This window comes from Limnobacter olei (genome assembly GCF_029087225.1).
Lineage (GTDB): Bacteria > Pseudomonadota > Gammaproteobacteria > Burkholderiales > Burkholderiaceae_B > Limnobacter > Limnobacter olei.
On the sequence record NZ_JARFJD010000002.1, the window covers coordinates 525806 to 537377 of the forward strand.

Genomic DNA, 11572 nt, shown 5'->3' on the forward strand with positions numbered 1-11572 from the left:
CCTGATTATTTCTTCAGTGCGATACCAGCACGCTTCGGACCCTTGCGAGTGCGAGAGTTTGTGCGGGTACGCTGACCACGTACAGGCAGACCCTTGCGGTGACGGAAACCACGATAGCAACCCAGATCCATCAAACGCTTGATGTTCATGGTTACTTCACGGCGCAGATCACCTTCAGTCAGGTACTTGCCCACTTCGTCACGCAGCTTTTCCAAATCTGCGTCGTCGAGGTCTTTAACCTTCTTGGACTCAGGAATTGAGGTCACTGCACAAATTTTCTTGGCGGTGGAACGACCAATGCCGAAAATAGCAGTCAGACCGATAACGGTATGCTGGTGGCTTGGAATGTTAATGCCGGCAATACGAGCCATTTAAATCCCCTTTTATTAACCTTGACGCTGCTTGTGGCGCGGCTCAGAACAAATCACGCGAACAACGCCTTTGCGCTTGATCACTTTGCATTTTCTACAAATCTTTTTTACAGATGCCTGAACTTTCATGGCGAAACTCCAAAAAGAACCAATTCATTTGGCTCGAAAAACAATTCGTGCTCTGGACAAGTCGTACGGCGTCAACTCAACCGTCACCTTGTCACCAGGAAGAATGCGAATATAGTTCATCCGCATCTTGCCTGATATGTGACCAAGCACCACGTGACCATTTTCCAATTTCACTCGAAAAGTGGCGTTAGGGAGGTTTTCTACTACCTCTCCCTGCATTTGGATAACGTCGTCTTTAGACAATCACTACCTCGTTAATCCAGAGCCCTTGAAGCTTGATTTCTTCAACAGGCTGTCGTATTGCTGGGACATCACGTAGGCCTGAACCTGCGCCATGAAATCCATCGCAACCACTACAATAATCAACAGAGATGTACCGCCAAAATAGAACGGAACACTCAATCCCAAAACCAGGAATTCAGGCAGCAAACATACCAAGGTAATGTAAGCCGCACCAATCAGTGTCAGACGCGTCAACACCTTGTCGATGTATCGCGACGTTTGCTCACCAGGGCGAATTCCGGGCAAAAATGCACCGCTTTTTTTCAAGTTGTCTGCAGTCTCTCTGCTGTTAAACACCAAGGCTGTGTAAAAGAAACAGAAAAAGACAATTGCAGCAGCGTATAGCAACATGTACAGGGGATGACCAGGAGAAAGTGTCTGAGAGACTTCTTTCAAAAACCCAACCACTGCCCCATCCCCAGTACCAAACCAGCTCGTCAAAGTTGCGGGAAGCAAAATAATGCTAGACGCAAAAATCGGAGGAATTACACCCGCCATATTTAGTTTCAATGGCAAATGCGAGGTTTGACCCTGATAAATCTTGTTACCGACCTGTCTCTTGGCATAATTCACAGTAATCTTGCGTTGGCCGCGTTCAACGAACACGACCAAGTAAGTCACGGCTACGGCAAGAACAACAATTAACAAAGCAACCAGAGAATTCATAGCACCGGTTCTAACCAGTTCAAACAAACCACCAATTGCCCCCGGTAACCCAGCCGCAATACCAGCAAAGATCAAAATAGAGATCCCGTTGCCCAAACCACGTTCTGTAATTTGCTCACCCAACCACATCAAAAACATGGTTCCTGTGACCAAAGACACGGCGGTAGTAAAGCGAAACGCCATGCCCGGATCAATCACCAAGCCAGCCTGAGACTCAAGAGCAATCGAAATGCCAATTGCCTGGAAAGTGGCCAGAAAGAAGGTGCCGTAGCGGGTATATTGGGTAATCTTGCGACGACCGGCCTCACCTTCCTTCTTTAAGGCCTCTAACTGAGGAACCACCACGCTGGCCAACTGCATCACAATCGACGCAGAAATATAAGGCATGATACCCAGGGCGAAAACGGTAAAGCGGGAAAGTGCCCCGCCTGAGAACATGTTGAACATGCCCAAAATGCCGCCTTGCTGGCTATCAAACAACTGCTTCAGCTGGGTAGGATCAATTCCAGGTACCGGAATGTGTGCGCCAATACGATACACAATCAGAGCCAACAACAAAAACACCAAGCGCTTGCGCAGGTCAGCGAATTTGTTGGATGACGCCAATGTAGATGGATTAAAGGCCACGCGATGCTCTCTTAAGCGTTAATGGTGCCGCCAGCTGCCGAGATGGCCTCTGCTGCGCCTTTCGTTGCCTTAATGCCGTTCAACACCACAGCACGCTTGATCTCACCAGCCAGAATTACCTTCACTGACAAAGTTTGAGCCGGGACCAGGCCAGCCTGCTTCAAAGTCAGAATATCAATGGTATCCACAGCCAATGTGTCCAGATCAGTCAAACGGATCTGGGCATTAAAAGCGGCAGTACGGGATGAAAAACCACGCTTGGGCAAACGACGGTGCATAGGCATTTGACCGCCTTCAAAACCGACTTTATGAAAACCGCCGCTGCGTGACTTTTGACCCTTGTGACCACGGCCAGCAGTTTTACCCCAGCCGGAGCCAATACCACGACCCACGCGCTTGCGGTTGAACTTACTGCCTGGTGCAGGTGCAAGTGTATTCAGTTCCATTATGCAGCCTCAACTTTCAACAGGTAGGACACCTTGTTAATCATTCCACGCACTTCGGGTGTATCAACCAGCACTCGGCTATGGTTCATACGACGCAGACCCAAACCGCGCACAGTTGCACGATGAGTTTCTTTGGTTCCGATAATGCTCTTAACCAACGTAACTTTTACAGATCCGCTCATGATTAAGCCTCAAATAACTTTTCAACTGACAAGCCACGCTTTGCGGCGATCTCAGCTGGGGTTTGCAACTTGCCCAAAGCATCCAAAGTTGCGCGAACCAGATTGTAAGGGTTCGAGGAACCGTGGCTCTTGGCCACAATATTGCGAACACCCACAACTTCCAGAACTGCACGCATAGGGCCGCCGGCGATAATGCCGGTACCTTCTTGCGCTGGAGCCAAGAACACCTTAGAGGCACCGTGCTGGCCGTACACAATGTGATGAATGGAGCCATCGCGCAGCGATACTTTTTCCATCTGGCGACGAGCCTGTTCCATGGCCTTTTGAACCGCCACGGGCACTTCACGGGATTTGCCTTTGCCCATACCCACGCTACCGTCACCATCACCTACTACGGTCAATGCTGCGAAGCCCAGGATACGGCCACCCTTAACAACCTTGGTCACGCGGTTAACCGCGATCATTTTTTCCTTCAGGCCGTCATCACGCGCTTCAGGCGCGGCATTTTTACCTTGCATTCTTGCCATGATCACTCCTTAGAATTTCAAGCCAGCTTCACGCGCAGCGTCAGCCAGTTCTTTAACGCGACCATGATAGGCAAAGCCTGAACGGTCAAAAGCAACTTCGCTGATACCGGCCGCCAAGGCGCGCTTAGCAATCGCAGCTCCAACCAATGCAGCAGCAGCCTTGTTCGAACCGGACTTACCTTCCAGCTGAGCGCGCAACTCTTTGTCATTGGTAGACGCAGCGGCCAACACCTGACCACCATCTGCAGAGTGAACTGCAGCGTAAATGTGGGAGTTGGTACGGAACACACACAGACGGGTTGCACGAGCAAGCGCGATACGACGTCTGGTTTGTTTTGCACGACGGGCACGTGCTTCTTGTTTAGTTTCCATGATTTACCTCTTGGCGCCTTATTTCTTCTTGGTCTCTTTGATAACCACACGCTCATCCGAATAACGCACACCCTTGCCTTTGTAGGGCTCTGGTGGACGATACGCGCGAATCTCAGCGGCAGTTTGACCAATCACTTGTTTGTCGGCACCCTTTAAGACGATCTCTGTGGGTGTTGGCGTCTCAGCCTTCACGCCTGCTGGCAATTTGTGAATGACAGGGTGAGAAAAACCCAGTGCCAGGTTGATCGAATCACCCTGAACCGCAGCTTTATAACCCACACCCACCAATTGCAGCTTGCGCTCGAAACCCTTGCTCACACCGTTAACCATGTTGGCCAACAATGCGCGGGCCGTACCAGCCTGCGCGTTTGCATCAGTCGTATCTACAACTGGCTTCACGGACAGAATGCCGTTCTCGAACACTGGCATAACCAGTGAATTCACATTCAGCTTCAATTCGGCGCTACCGCCTTTCACTGAAACAATCTGACCATTCACGGTAACCTGCACGCTTGAAGGCACGGAAATGGGAGCTTTCGCTACTCTTGACATTTCATTACCCCTTTAAGCCACGTAGCAGATAACTTCGCCGCCGATACCAGTGGTACGGGCCTTGCGATCAGTCATCACGCCTTTGGAAGTTGAAACAATTGCCACACCCAAACCGTTCATCACCTCAGGAATAGCGTCTTTGCCTTTGTAAATACGCAAACCAGGCTTGGAAACGCGCTCGATCTTTTCGATCACGGGGCGACCAGCGTAGTACTTCAACTCAATTTTTAATACAGGTTTTGCGGACTCACCCACAATTGAGAAGCTCTCAATGTAGCCTTCGTCTTTCAAAACTTGCGCAATAGCTACCTTCACTTTTGAGGAAGGCATCTCAACCGAAACCTTGTCAACACCCTGAGCATTGCGAATGCGGGTCAACATGTCGGCGATTGGATCACTCATACTCATAATTAGAACCCCTTACCAACTTGCCTTAGTGATTCCAGGAATCTCACCACGCATGGCAATTTCACGGATCTTGTTACGGGCCAGACCGAACAAACGGAATGTGCCGCGGGGACGACCAGTCAATTCGCAGCGATTGCGCTGACGAGTTGGGTTCGCATTTCTTGGCAGCGCCTGCAACTTAAGACGCGCCTCATAACGGTCTGCTTCACTGACCGACTGATCTTTTACAATCTTGTTCAAAGCCTCACGCTTGGCCGAATACTTCTTGACCAGTGCTGCGCGCTTTTTCTCACGATTAATCAAAGCTAGTTTTGCCACGTCACACCTCAGTTACGGAACGGGAACTTGAAAGCGGTCAACAAAGCCTTGGCCTCGTCGTTGGTACGCGCTGTCGTTGTTACGCTGATGTTGAGACCCCGAAGTGCGTCGATTTTGTCGTACTCAATCTCAGGGAAAATAATCTGTTCTTTGATACCAATGTTGTAGTTGCCACGGCCATCGAAAGATTTGCCAGACACCCCACGGAAGTCGCGCACACGAGGAAACGCGATTGTTACCAAACGATCCAGGAATTCATACATGCGGTCTCCGCGCAGAGTTACCATACAACCAACTGGGTAACCTTCGCGAATCTTGAAACCGGCAATCGCCTTCTTGGCCTTTGTCACCACCGGCTTCTGGCCAGCGATTTTAGTCAAATCACCAACAGCGTGCTCAATGATCTTCTTGTCATTGACGGCCTCACCCACACCCATATTCAGGGTAATTTTGGTAATGCGAGGCACTTCCATCACCGACTTGTAACCAAATTGCTTGGTCAACTGACCAACCACTTCGTTTCTATAAAACTCTTGAAAACGTGACACGACGGCCCCCTTAGTTTGCCAACTGAGCGCCGGTTTTCACCAGGACTCGCACGGACTTTCCATCAACTTCTTTGATGGCTACACGAGATGGCTTACCTGTCTCTTTGTCAAACAAGCTGACATTGGACTGGTGGATAGGCATTGTTTTGTCAACAACACCACCAACATCTCCCTTCATAGGATTTGGCTTTTGATGCTTCTTAACGATGTTGACACCCTCTACCAAGAGGTACTCATCGTTCACACGGGAAAGCACAACGCCCTTCTTTCCCTTGAACTTGCCGTTAAGAACCAGCACTTCATCGCCTTTGCGAATTTTGTTCATATTTACCTCACAGAACTTCTGGTGCCAACGACACGATTTTCATGAACTTTTCATTACGAAGCTCACGTGTCACTGGGCCAAAAATACGGGTACCGATGGGTTCAAGTTTTGCATTCAACAAAACCGCTGCGTTGCTGTCGAATTTAATCAACGCACCATCTGGGCGACGAACGCCCTTGGCCGTACGAACGACCACCGCGTTGTAAATTTCGCCTTTCTTGACACGACCACGTGGGGCCGCATCTTTAATGGACACCTTGATGATGTCACCAATGCCCGCGTAGCGGCGCTTGGAACCACCAAGAACCTTGATGCACATTACAGAACGCGCACCCGTGTTGTCGGCCACATCTAGCCGTGATTGCATTTGTATCATGGATTGTCAAACCAACTTAATTGCTTTCGCAACCAGTTTTGGTCCCGCAAGGGTTGAAAAGATAGCCTGCTATAGTAGCAGGCTTGAATTACTTGAGCAAGACAAAAATCAGATGATTTTCGCTTTCTCCAACACTTTGGTCACACTCCAAGATTTTGTCTTGGAAATTGGACGACCTTCGCAGATCTCAACCAAGTCACCCTCACCCACTTCGTTACTTTCGTCGTGGGCAGTGTACTTGTGAGACTTAACGATGTACTTGCCATAAATCGGATGCTTGATTCGGTTTTCAACCATCACAACCACCGATTTGGTCATCTTGTCACTTACAACGCGACCCACCAGGGTACGCTTCAAACTTACTTTCGCTTCGGTGCTCATGCGGACCTCTTCGATTGAGTCATCACCGTTTTTACACGTGCGATGTCTTTACGTACTTTTGCCAACTGGGAGTTGTTGGTCAGCTGCTGCGTAGCAGCCTGCATACGCAGAGAAAACTGCGCGCGCAACAACTCTTCCAACTCTTTCGTCAATTCTGCAGCGCTTTTGCCGCGCAATTCAGAAGCTTTCATTGCTTAACTCCCAATCTGACGTGTTACGAACACACAAGGAAGAGGCAACTTGGCAGCTGCCAGGCGGAACGCCTCACGCGCCAACTCTTCACTCACACCGTCCATCTCGTAGAGCACCTTACCAGGCTGAATCTCAGCCACATAAAACTCAACGCTACCCTTACCGTTACCCATACGAACTTCCGCAGGCTTGTTGGTAATTGGCTTGTCCGGAAACACGCGAATCCAAATCTTACCGCCACGTTTGATGTGGCGAACCATGGCTCGACGAGCTGACTCGATCTGGCGTGCAGTCAAGCGACCGCGGCCAGTGGACTTCAGACCGTAAACACCAAAAGAAACACTTGCGCCACGCGTGGCCAGACCGGTATTACGGCCTTTGTGTTCTTTTCTATATTTGCGACGTGATGGCTGTAACATCATGCGCTCCTAGATTACTGTTCTGAGGAAGTGCTGGCAGCGCCTTCCTCTTTGTTTGCACCACTAGCTGCTGCGCTAGCACCTTCGGGTTTACGCGCCTTGCGTGCACCGGCTCCGGCTGGACGAGTGGAGGGACGACGCGGACGACGCTCTTCCTTTTCTGCCTCAACTGGTGCTGCGGCCACATCGCCACGACCCAATGTGTCACCCTTGTACACCCAAACCTTGATGCCGATGATGCCGTAGGTGGTAGCGGCTTCACTTGTGGCGTAATCAATGTCTGCACGCAGTGTGTGCAAAGGCACACGACCTTCACGGTACCACTCGGTACGGGCAATTTCGATGCCATTCAAACGACCCGAGGACATGATCTTGATACCTTGGGCACCCATGCGCATTGCGTTTTGCATCGCGCGCTTCATGGCACGGCGGAACATAATGCGACGCTCGAGCTGCTGGGAAATTCCGTCGGCGATCAATTGCGCGTCAATTTCAGGCTTGCGAACTTCTTCGATGTTCACATGAACCGGCACACCAACCAATTTTTGCAAGCTGGCCTTCAACAACTCAATGTCTTCACCTTTCTTGCCAATCACCACGCCTGGACGAGCTGAGTAAATTGTCACGCGAGCATTCTTGGCTGGACGTTCAATCAACACCCGACCAACTGACGCATTTTTCAACTTCTTCTTCAGGAAATCACGAACCTGAATGTCTTCAAGAAGCATCTTGGAGAAATCACGATTCGATGCGTACCAGCGAGAAGCCCAGTTGCGTGATACCGCGAGGCGAAAGCCCGTAGGGTTAATCTTCTGACCCATGTAACCCCCTTAGTTTCCAACCGTCACATAAATGTGACTGGTCTTCTTAGTGATACGATTGCCACGGCCCTTGGCTCGCGCTGTAAAGCGCTTCAACACAGGACCCTCTTCCACGTAAATGGTTTTTACTTTCAATTCATCAACATCAGCACCATCATTGTGCTCGGCGTTGGCGATTGCACTTTCCAACACTTTTTTCACAATCAATGCCGCCTTCTGCGGAGAGAAAGCAAGAATGTTCAAGGCTTGATCAACCTTTTTACCGCGAATCAAATCAGCGACCATACGGCCACGCTGAGGAGACAAGCGAACACCCTTCAAAATTGCACGAGTTTCCATTTCCTACCCCTTATCGCTTGGCCTTCTTGTCAGCCGCGTGACCCTTGAAAGTGCGCGTCAACGCAAATTCACCGAGTTTGTGACCAACCATGTTTTCGTTGATGTACACAGGCACATGTTGCTTGCCATTGTGAACAGCGATTGTCAGACCGATGAACTCAGGGAGTACAGTCGAGCGACGTGACCAGGTTTTAATTGGACGCTTGTCCTTGGATGCTGCAGCAGCCTCTACTTTTTTGATCAAGTGGGCGTCGCAGAAAGGACCTTTTTTTAATGAACGAGACATATCTGTTTACCCCACTTAACGCTTGTGACGACGCTGAACAATCATCGAATTGGTACGCTTGTTGTTGCGAGTGCGGTAGCCTTTGGCTGGCTGACCCCACGGGCTCACAGGCACACGACCTTCGCCGGTCTTACCTTCACCACCACCGTGCGGGTGATCTACCGGGTTCATCGCGGTACCACGCACAGTTGGGCGAATACCCTTCCAGCGTGTTGCACCAGCCTTACCCACCTTCTTCAAACTGTTCTCTTCGTTGCTCACTTCACCGATAGTGGCGCGGCATTCGATGTGAACACGACGGATTTCACCAGAGCGCAAACGCATTTGGGCGTAGGTGCCGTCACGGGCCAGCAACATGGCTGAGCCACCGGCTGAACGTGCAATTTGAGCACCCTTGCCTGGCAGCATTTCTACACAGTGCACTGTTGTACCCACGGGAATGTTGCGAATTGGCAAAGTATTACCGATCTTGATAGGCGCCTCGGAGCCATTCACAACGGTTTGACCCAACTGCAAACCACGGGGTGCAATAATGTATGCGCGCTCACCATCTGCATAGCAGATCAAGGCGATGTGGGCCGTACGGTTTGGATCGTACTCAATCGTTTCCACTTTCGCTGGCACGCCGTCTTTGTTGCGTTTGAAGTCAACCATGCGGTAGTGCTGCTTGTGACCACCACCCATGTGACGGGTAGTAATGCGACCATTGTTGTTACGACCTGCAGTCTTGGATTTCTTTTCCAGAAGCGGTGCGTAAGGCTCACCCTTGTGCAAATGCGGATGAACCACTTTCACCATGGCACGACGGCCAGGTGATGTTGGCTTTAATTTAACTAATGGCATGTTACGCAGCCTCCGAGAAATTAATTTCCTGACCAGCTTTCAGTGCAACATAGGCTTTGCGCACATCGGAGCGGCGCCCCATGGTGCGGCCAAAACGCTTCTGCTTGCCAGCAATGTTGACTACACGCACAGCCTCAACCTCAACCTTGAACAGCAGCTCTACAGCAGCCTTGATCTCGTGTTTGGTCGCAGTGGTGCAAACCTTAAAAGCAATTTGCTCATGCTTGTCGGCCAGCATGGTGCTCTTTTCAGAGACGATGGGTGCCAACAAAATTTTCATTAAACGCTGGGTGTTCATGCGTACATCTCCTGCAGTTTGTCGATTGCAGCACGAGTCGCAACCACTTTCTTGAAATAAATCAAGGAAAGAGGGTCGGCGTAGCGTGGCTCGACCACTGCCACATTGGGCAGGTTTCTGGATGCCAAGTACAAGTTTTCGTCCACTGAATCAACAATCATCAGGACTGAATCGAGACCCATGCCTTTCAATTTTTGATCAAGCAACTTTGTCTTTGGTGCTTCCAAGTCCAAGGACTCAACCACAACCAAACGACCTTCGCGACTCAATTGAGACAGGATGGAGCAAACGCCCGCGCGGAACATTTTCTTGTTCAGCTTCTGCGTAAAATTCTCATCGGGAGAGTTCGGGAAGGTTTTACCGCCTCCGCGCCACAAGGGGCTAGAGACTGCACCAGCACGCGCACGGCCAGTACCTTTCTGCTTCCAAGGCTTTCGCGTTGAGGCACGAACTTCAGAACGATCTTTTTGTTGACGTGTACCCTGACGTGCGTTGGCCTGGTACGCAACAACCAACTGATGAATCAGCGGCTCGTTGTATTCACGGCCAAACACAACATCGGAAACCTGAACAGTTTGAGAGGCCTGCCCAGAATCACTAATGACTTTCAATTCCATCTGGTTCCCCTTACGCCTTTGCCTTGACAGCTGGCTTAACCAACAATTGGCCACCCTTTGATCCGGGCACAGCGCCCTTGATCAAAAGCAGACCACGCTCGGCGTCAACACGAACCACTTCCAGATTCTGGGTGGTTCGATTTACGTTACCCAATTGACCTGCCATACGCTTACCAGGGAAGACTCGACCTGGATCCTGGGCCATACCGATTGAACCGGGCGCATTGTGGGAGATCGAGTTACCGTGGGACGCGCGCTGCGAACTAAAGTGGTGACGCTTGATGGCACCGCTGAAACCTTTACCCTGCGTTACACCACTGACGTCAACTTTTTGACCAGGCGCAAAAATTTCTGCTGAAACGGCAGCACCAACCTGCAATTCAGCAAGCTTGACCGTGTCAACGCGAAATTCAACAAGGGAGGAAGCGGCTTCGATAGAAGCTGCTGCAAAATGGCCAGCCTGCGCCTTGACAACGCGGGAGGCTCGCTTGGACCCGTAGGCCAACTGAACGGCTGTGTAGCCATCTTGTTCGAGTGTTTTGAGCTGCGCAACACGGTTAGAAGACACATCAACAACAGTCACGGGAATTGAAACACCCGCGTCTGTAAAGATGCGCATCATGCCGATCTTGCGACCAATAAGGCCTAGACTCATGATTTCTCCAATTTCGGCTACGATTGGCCGAATGATTAAATTCTATCTAAAGCTAACCTTTTGAAAAGGTTAGCCAAATATTATATGCGTTAATTAAATTTATTGCAACTTGATTTCAACATCTACGCCAGCAGGCAGATCCAGCTTCATCAAAGCATCTACAGTTTTGTCTGTAGGGTCAACGATGTCCATCAGACGCTGATGGGTGCGGATCTCGAACTGGTCACGTGAAGACTTGTTCACGTGAGGGGAACGCAGAATGTCGAAGCGCTTGATTCGGGTAGGCAACGGAACCGGACCTTTCACCACGGCGCCTGTGCGCTTGGCTGTTTCCACGATTTCGAGTGCAGACTGATCAATCAGCTTGTAGTCGAAAGCTTTCAAGCGAATACGAATTTTTTGATTATTCATGTTTGTTCCTAAAGAGCTGAAAGAGTGTGACCAAACTTAACTTTTGGCTCACCTCAAAATTACCCGCATCAAACGATTGATGCGGGCTCATTCCAAGTATTACTTGGTGATTTTGGCAACTACGCCAGCACCTACTGTACGGCCGCCTTCGCGAATCGCGAAACGCAGACCTTCTTCCATC

At 50.3% G+C, this 11572-nt stretch carries 26 protein-coding genes; all 26 read right to left on the minus strand.

The annotated features are described in order from the left end of the window. Window positions 1-5: 5 nt before the first annotated feature. On the minus strand, window positions 6-371 hold the full coding sequence (gene rpsM / locus PY990_RS02610; RefSeq protein ID WP_008249417.1) for a 30S ribosomal protein S13: 366 nt from the start codon (window positions 369-371) through the stop codon (window positions 6-8). Between the two features lie 15 nt (window positions 372-386). Continuing rightward, window positions 387-500 carry a 50S ribosomal protein L36 gene (gene rpmJ / locus PY990_RS02615; protein WP_008249416.1) on the minus strand — a complete coding sequence of 38 codons (114 nt, stop codon included), beginning with the start codon at window positions 498-500 and terminating at the stop codon, window positions 387-389. Between the two features lie 24 nt (window positions 501-524). After that, window positions 525-743 carry a translation initiation factor IF-1 gene (infA, locus tag PY990_RS02620; protein WP_008249415.1) on the minus strand — a complete coding sequence of 73 codons (219 nt, stop codon included), beginning with the start codon at window positions 741-743 and terminating at the stop codon, window positions 525-527. Between the two features lie 3 nt (window positions 744-746). Beyond that, a complete protein-coding gene (gene secY / locus PY990_RS02625) occupies window positions 747-2075 on the minus strand; it encodes a preprotein translocase subunit SecY (protein ID WP_275270275.1) in 1329 nt (442 codons plus the stop codon). 11 nt (window positions 2076-2086) lie between these two features. After that, entirely contained in the window at window positions 2087-2521 is a 435-nt protein-coding gene (gene rplO, locus PY990_RS02630; RefSeq protein ID WP_275270276.1) for a 50S ribosomal protein L15, read from the minus strand. Further along, entirely contained in the window at window positions 2521-2703 is a 183-nt protein-coding gene (gene rpmD, locus PY990_RS02635) for a 50S ribosomal protein L30 (RefSeq protein WP_008249412.1), read from the minus strand. Before rpmD ends, rplO begins: the two co-directional genes overlap by 1 nt. Before the next feature lie 2 nt (window positions 2704-2705). Then, a complete protein-coding gene (gene rpsE / locus PY990_RS02640) occupies window positions 2706-3230 on the minus strand; it encodes a 30S ribosomal protein S5 (RefSeq protein ID WP_008249411.1) in 525 nt (174 codons plus the stop codon). Between the two features lie 9 nt (window positions 3231-3239). Next, window positions 3240-3602 (minus strand): 50S ribosomal protein L18, encoded by a 363-nt coding sequence (rplR, locus tag PY990_RS02645; protein WP_105028073.1) that lies wholly within the window; start codon window positions 3600-3602, stop codon window positions 3240-3242. Between the two features lie 18 nt (window positions 3603-3620). Next, window positions 3621-4154, minus strand: coding sequence for a 50S ribosomal protein L6 (gene rplF, locus PY990_RS02650; protein WP_275270277.1), 534 nt, complete (start codon window positions 4152-4154; stop codon window positions 3621-3623). Window positions 4155-4166: 12 nt separating this feature from the next. Next, on the minus strand, window positions 4167-4562 hold the full coding sequence (rpsH, locus tag PY990_RS02655) for a 30S ribosomal protein S8 (protein WP_008249408.1): 396 nt from the start codon (window positions 4560-4562) through the stop codon (window positions 4167-4169). A gap of 12 nt (window positions 4563-4574) precedes the next feature. Next, a complete protein-coding gene (rpsN, locus tag PY990_RS02660; protein ID WP_105028071.1) occupies window positions 4575-4880 on the minus strand; it encodes a 30S ribosomal protein S14 in 306 nt (101 codons plus the stop codon). A gap of 8 nt (window positions 4881-4888) precedes the next feature. Then, entirely contained in the window at window positions 4889-5428 is a 540-nt protein-coding gene (gene rplE / locus PY990_RS02665) for a 50S ribosomal protein L5 (RefSeq protein ID WP_105028070.1), read from the minus strand. Window positions 5429-5438: 10 nt separating this feature from the next. Further along, the gene (gene rplX / locus PY990_RS02670; protein ID WP_105028069.1) at window positions 5439-5753 is read right to left on the minus strand and encodes a 50S ribosomal protein L24; all 315 of its coding nucleotides are present in this window, start codon (window positions 5751-5753) and stop codon (window positions 5439-5441) included. 7 nt (window positions 5754-5760) lie between these two features. Continuing rightward, window positions 5761-6129, minus strand: a complete 369-nt coding sequence (rplN, locus tag PY990_RS02675) for a 50S ribosomal protein L14 (protein ID WP_008253348.1) — start codon at window positions 6127-6129, stop codon at window positions 5761-5763. A gap of 108 nt (window positions 6130-6237) precedes the next feature. Further along, a complete protein-coding gene (gene rpsQ / locus PY990_RS02680; RefSeq protein ID WP_008253346.1) occupies window positions 6238-6510 on the minus strand; it encodes a 30S ribosomal protein S17 in 273 nt (90 codons plus the stop codon). Continuing rightward, a complete protein-coding gene (gene rpmC, locus PY990_RS02685; RefSeq protein ID WP_008253344.1) occupies window positions 6507-6701 on the minus strand; it encodes a 50S ribosomal protein L29 in 195 nt (64 codons plus the stop codon). Before rpmC ends, rpsQ begins: the two co-directional genes overlap by 4 nt. 3 nt (window positions 6702-6704) lie before the next feature. Next, on the minus strand, window positions 6705-7121 hold the full coding sequence (gene rplP, locus PY990_RS02690) for a 50S ribosomal protein L16 (RefSeq protein WP_008253343.1): 417 nt from the start codon (window positions 7119-7121) through the stop codon (window positions 6705-6707). 14 nt (window positions 7122-7135) lie between these two features. Then, on the minus strand, window positions 7136-7942 hold the full coding sequence (gene rpsC, locus PY990_RS02695; protein ID WP_275270278.1) for a 30S ribosomal protein S3: 807 nt from the start codon (window positions 7940-7942) through the stop codon (window positions 7136-7138). Between the two features lie 9 nt (window positions 7943-7951). Beyond that, on the minus strand, window positions 7952-8281 hold the full coding sequence (rplV, locus tag PY990_RS02700) for a 50S ribosomal protein L22 (RefSeq protein ID WP_130557584.1): 330 nt from the start codon (window positions 8279-8281) through the stop codon (window positions 7952-7954). A 10-nt stretch (window positions 8282-8291) separates the two neighbouring features. Next, window positions 8292-8567 carry a 30S ribosomal protein S19 gene (gene rpsS / locus PY990_RS02705; protein WP_105028066.1) on the minus strand — a complete coding sequence of 92 codons (276 nt, stop codon included), beginning with the start codon at window positions 8565-8567 and terminating at the stop codon, window positions 8292-8294. A 15-nt stretch (window positions 8568-8582) separates the two neighbouring features. Then, window positions 8583-9410 carry a 50S ribosomal protein L2 gene (gene rplB, locus PY990_RS02710; protein ID WP_105028065.1) on the minus strand — a complete coding sequence of 276 codons (828 nt, stop codon included), beginning with the start codon at window positions 9408-9410 and terminating at the stop codon, window positions 8583-8585. Window position 9411: 1 nt separating this feature from the next. Then, window positions 9412-9708, minus strand: coding sequence for a 50S ribosomal protein L23 (gene rplW, locus PY990_RS02715; protein WP_008253367.1), 297 nt, complete (start codon window positions 9706-9708; stop codon window positions 9412-9414). Continuing rightward, window positions 9705-10325, minus strand: coding sequence for a 50S ribosomal protein L4 (rplD, locus tag PY990_RS02720; RefSeq protein ID WP_008253364.1), 621 nt, complete (start codon window positions 10323-10325; stop codon window positions 9705-9707). Before rplD ends, rplW begins: the two co-directional genes overlap by 4 nt. A gap of 10 nt (window positions 10326-10335) precedes the next feature. Further along, complete coding sequence (gene rplC / locus PY990_RS02725; RefSeq protein WP_275270279.1) at window positions 10336-10980, minus strand: 50S ribosomal protein L3; 645 nt, start codon at window positions 10978-10980, stop codon at window positions 10336-10338. Between the two features lie 99 nt (window positions 10981-11079). Next, window positions 11080-11391 carry a 30S ribosomal protein S10 gene (gene rpsJ / locus PY990_RS02730; RefSeq protein ID WP_008253393.1) on the minus strand — a complete coding sequence of 104 codons (312 nt, stop codon included), beginning with the start codon at window positions 11389-11391 and terminating at the stop codon, window positions 11080-11082. 99 nt (window positions 11392-11490) lie between these two features. After that, the coding region (locus tag PY990_RS02735; RefSeq protein WP_461786809.1) for an EF-Tu C-terminal domain-related protein at window positions 11491-11572 on the minus strand (82 nt) is incomplete at its 5' end.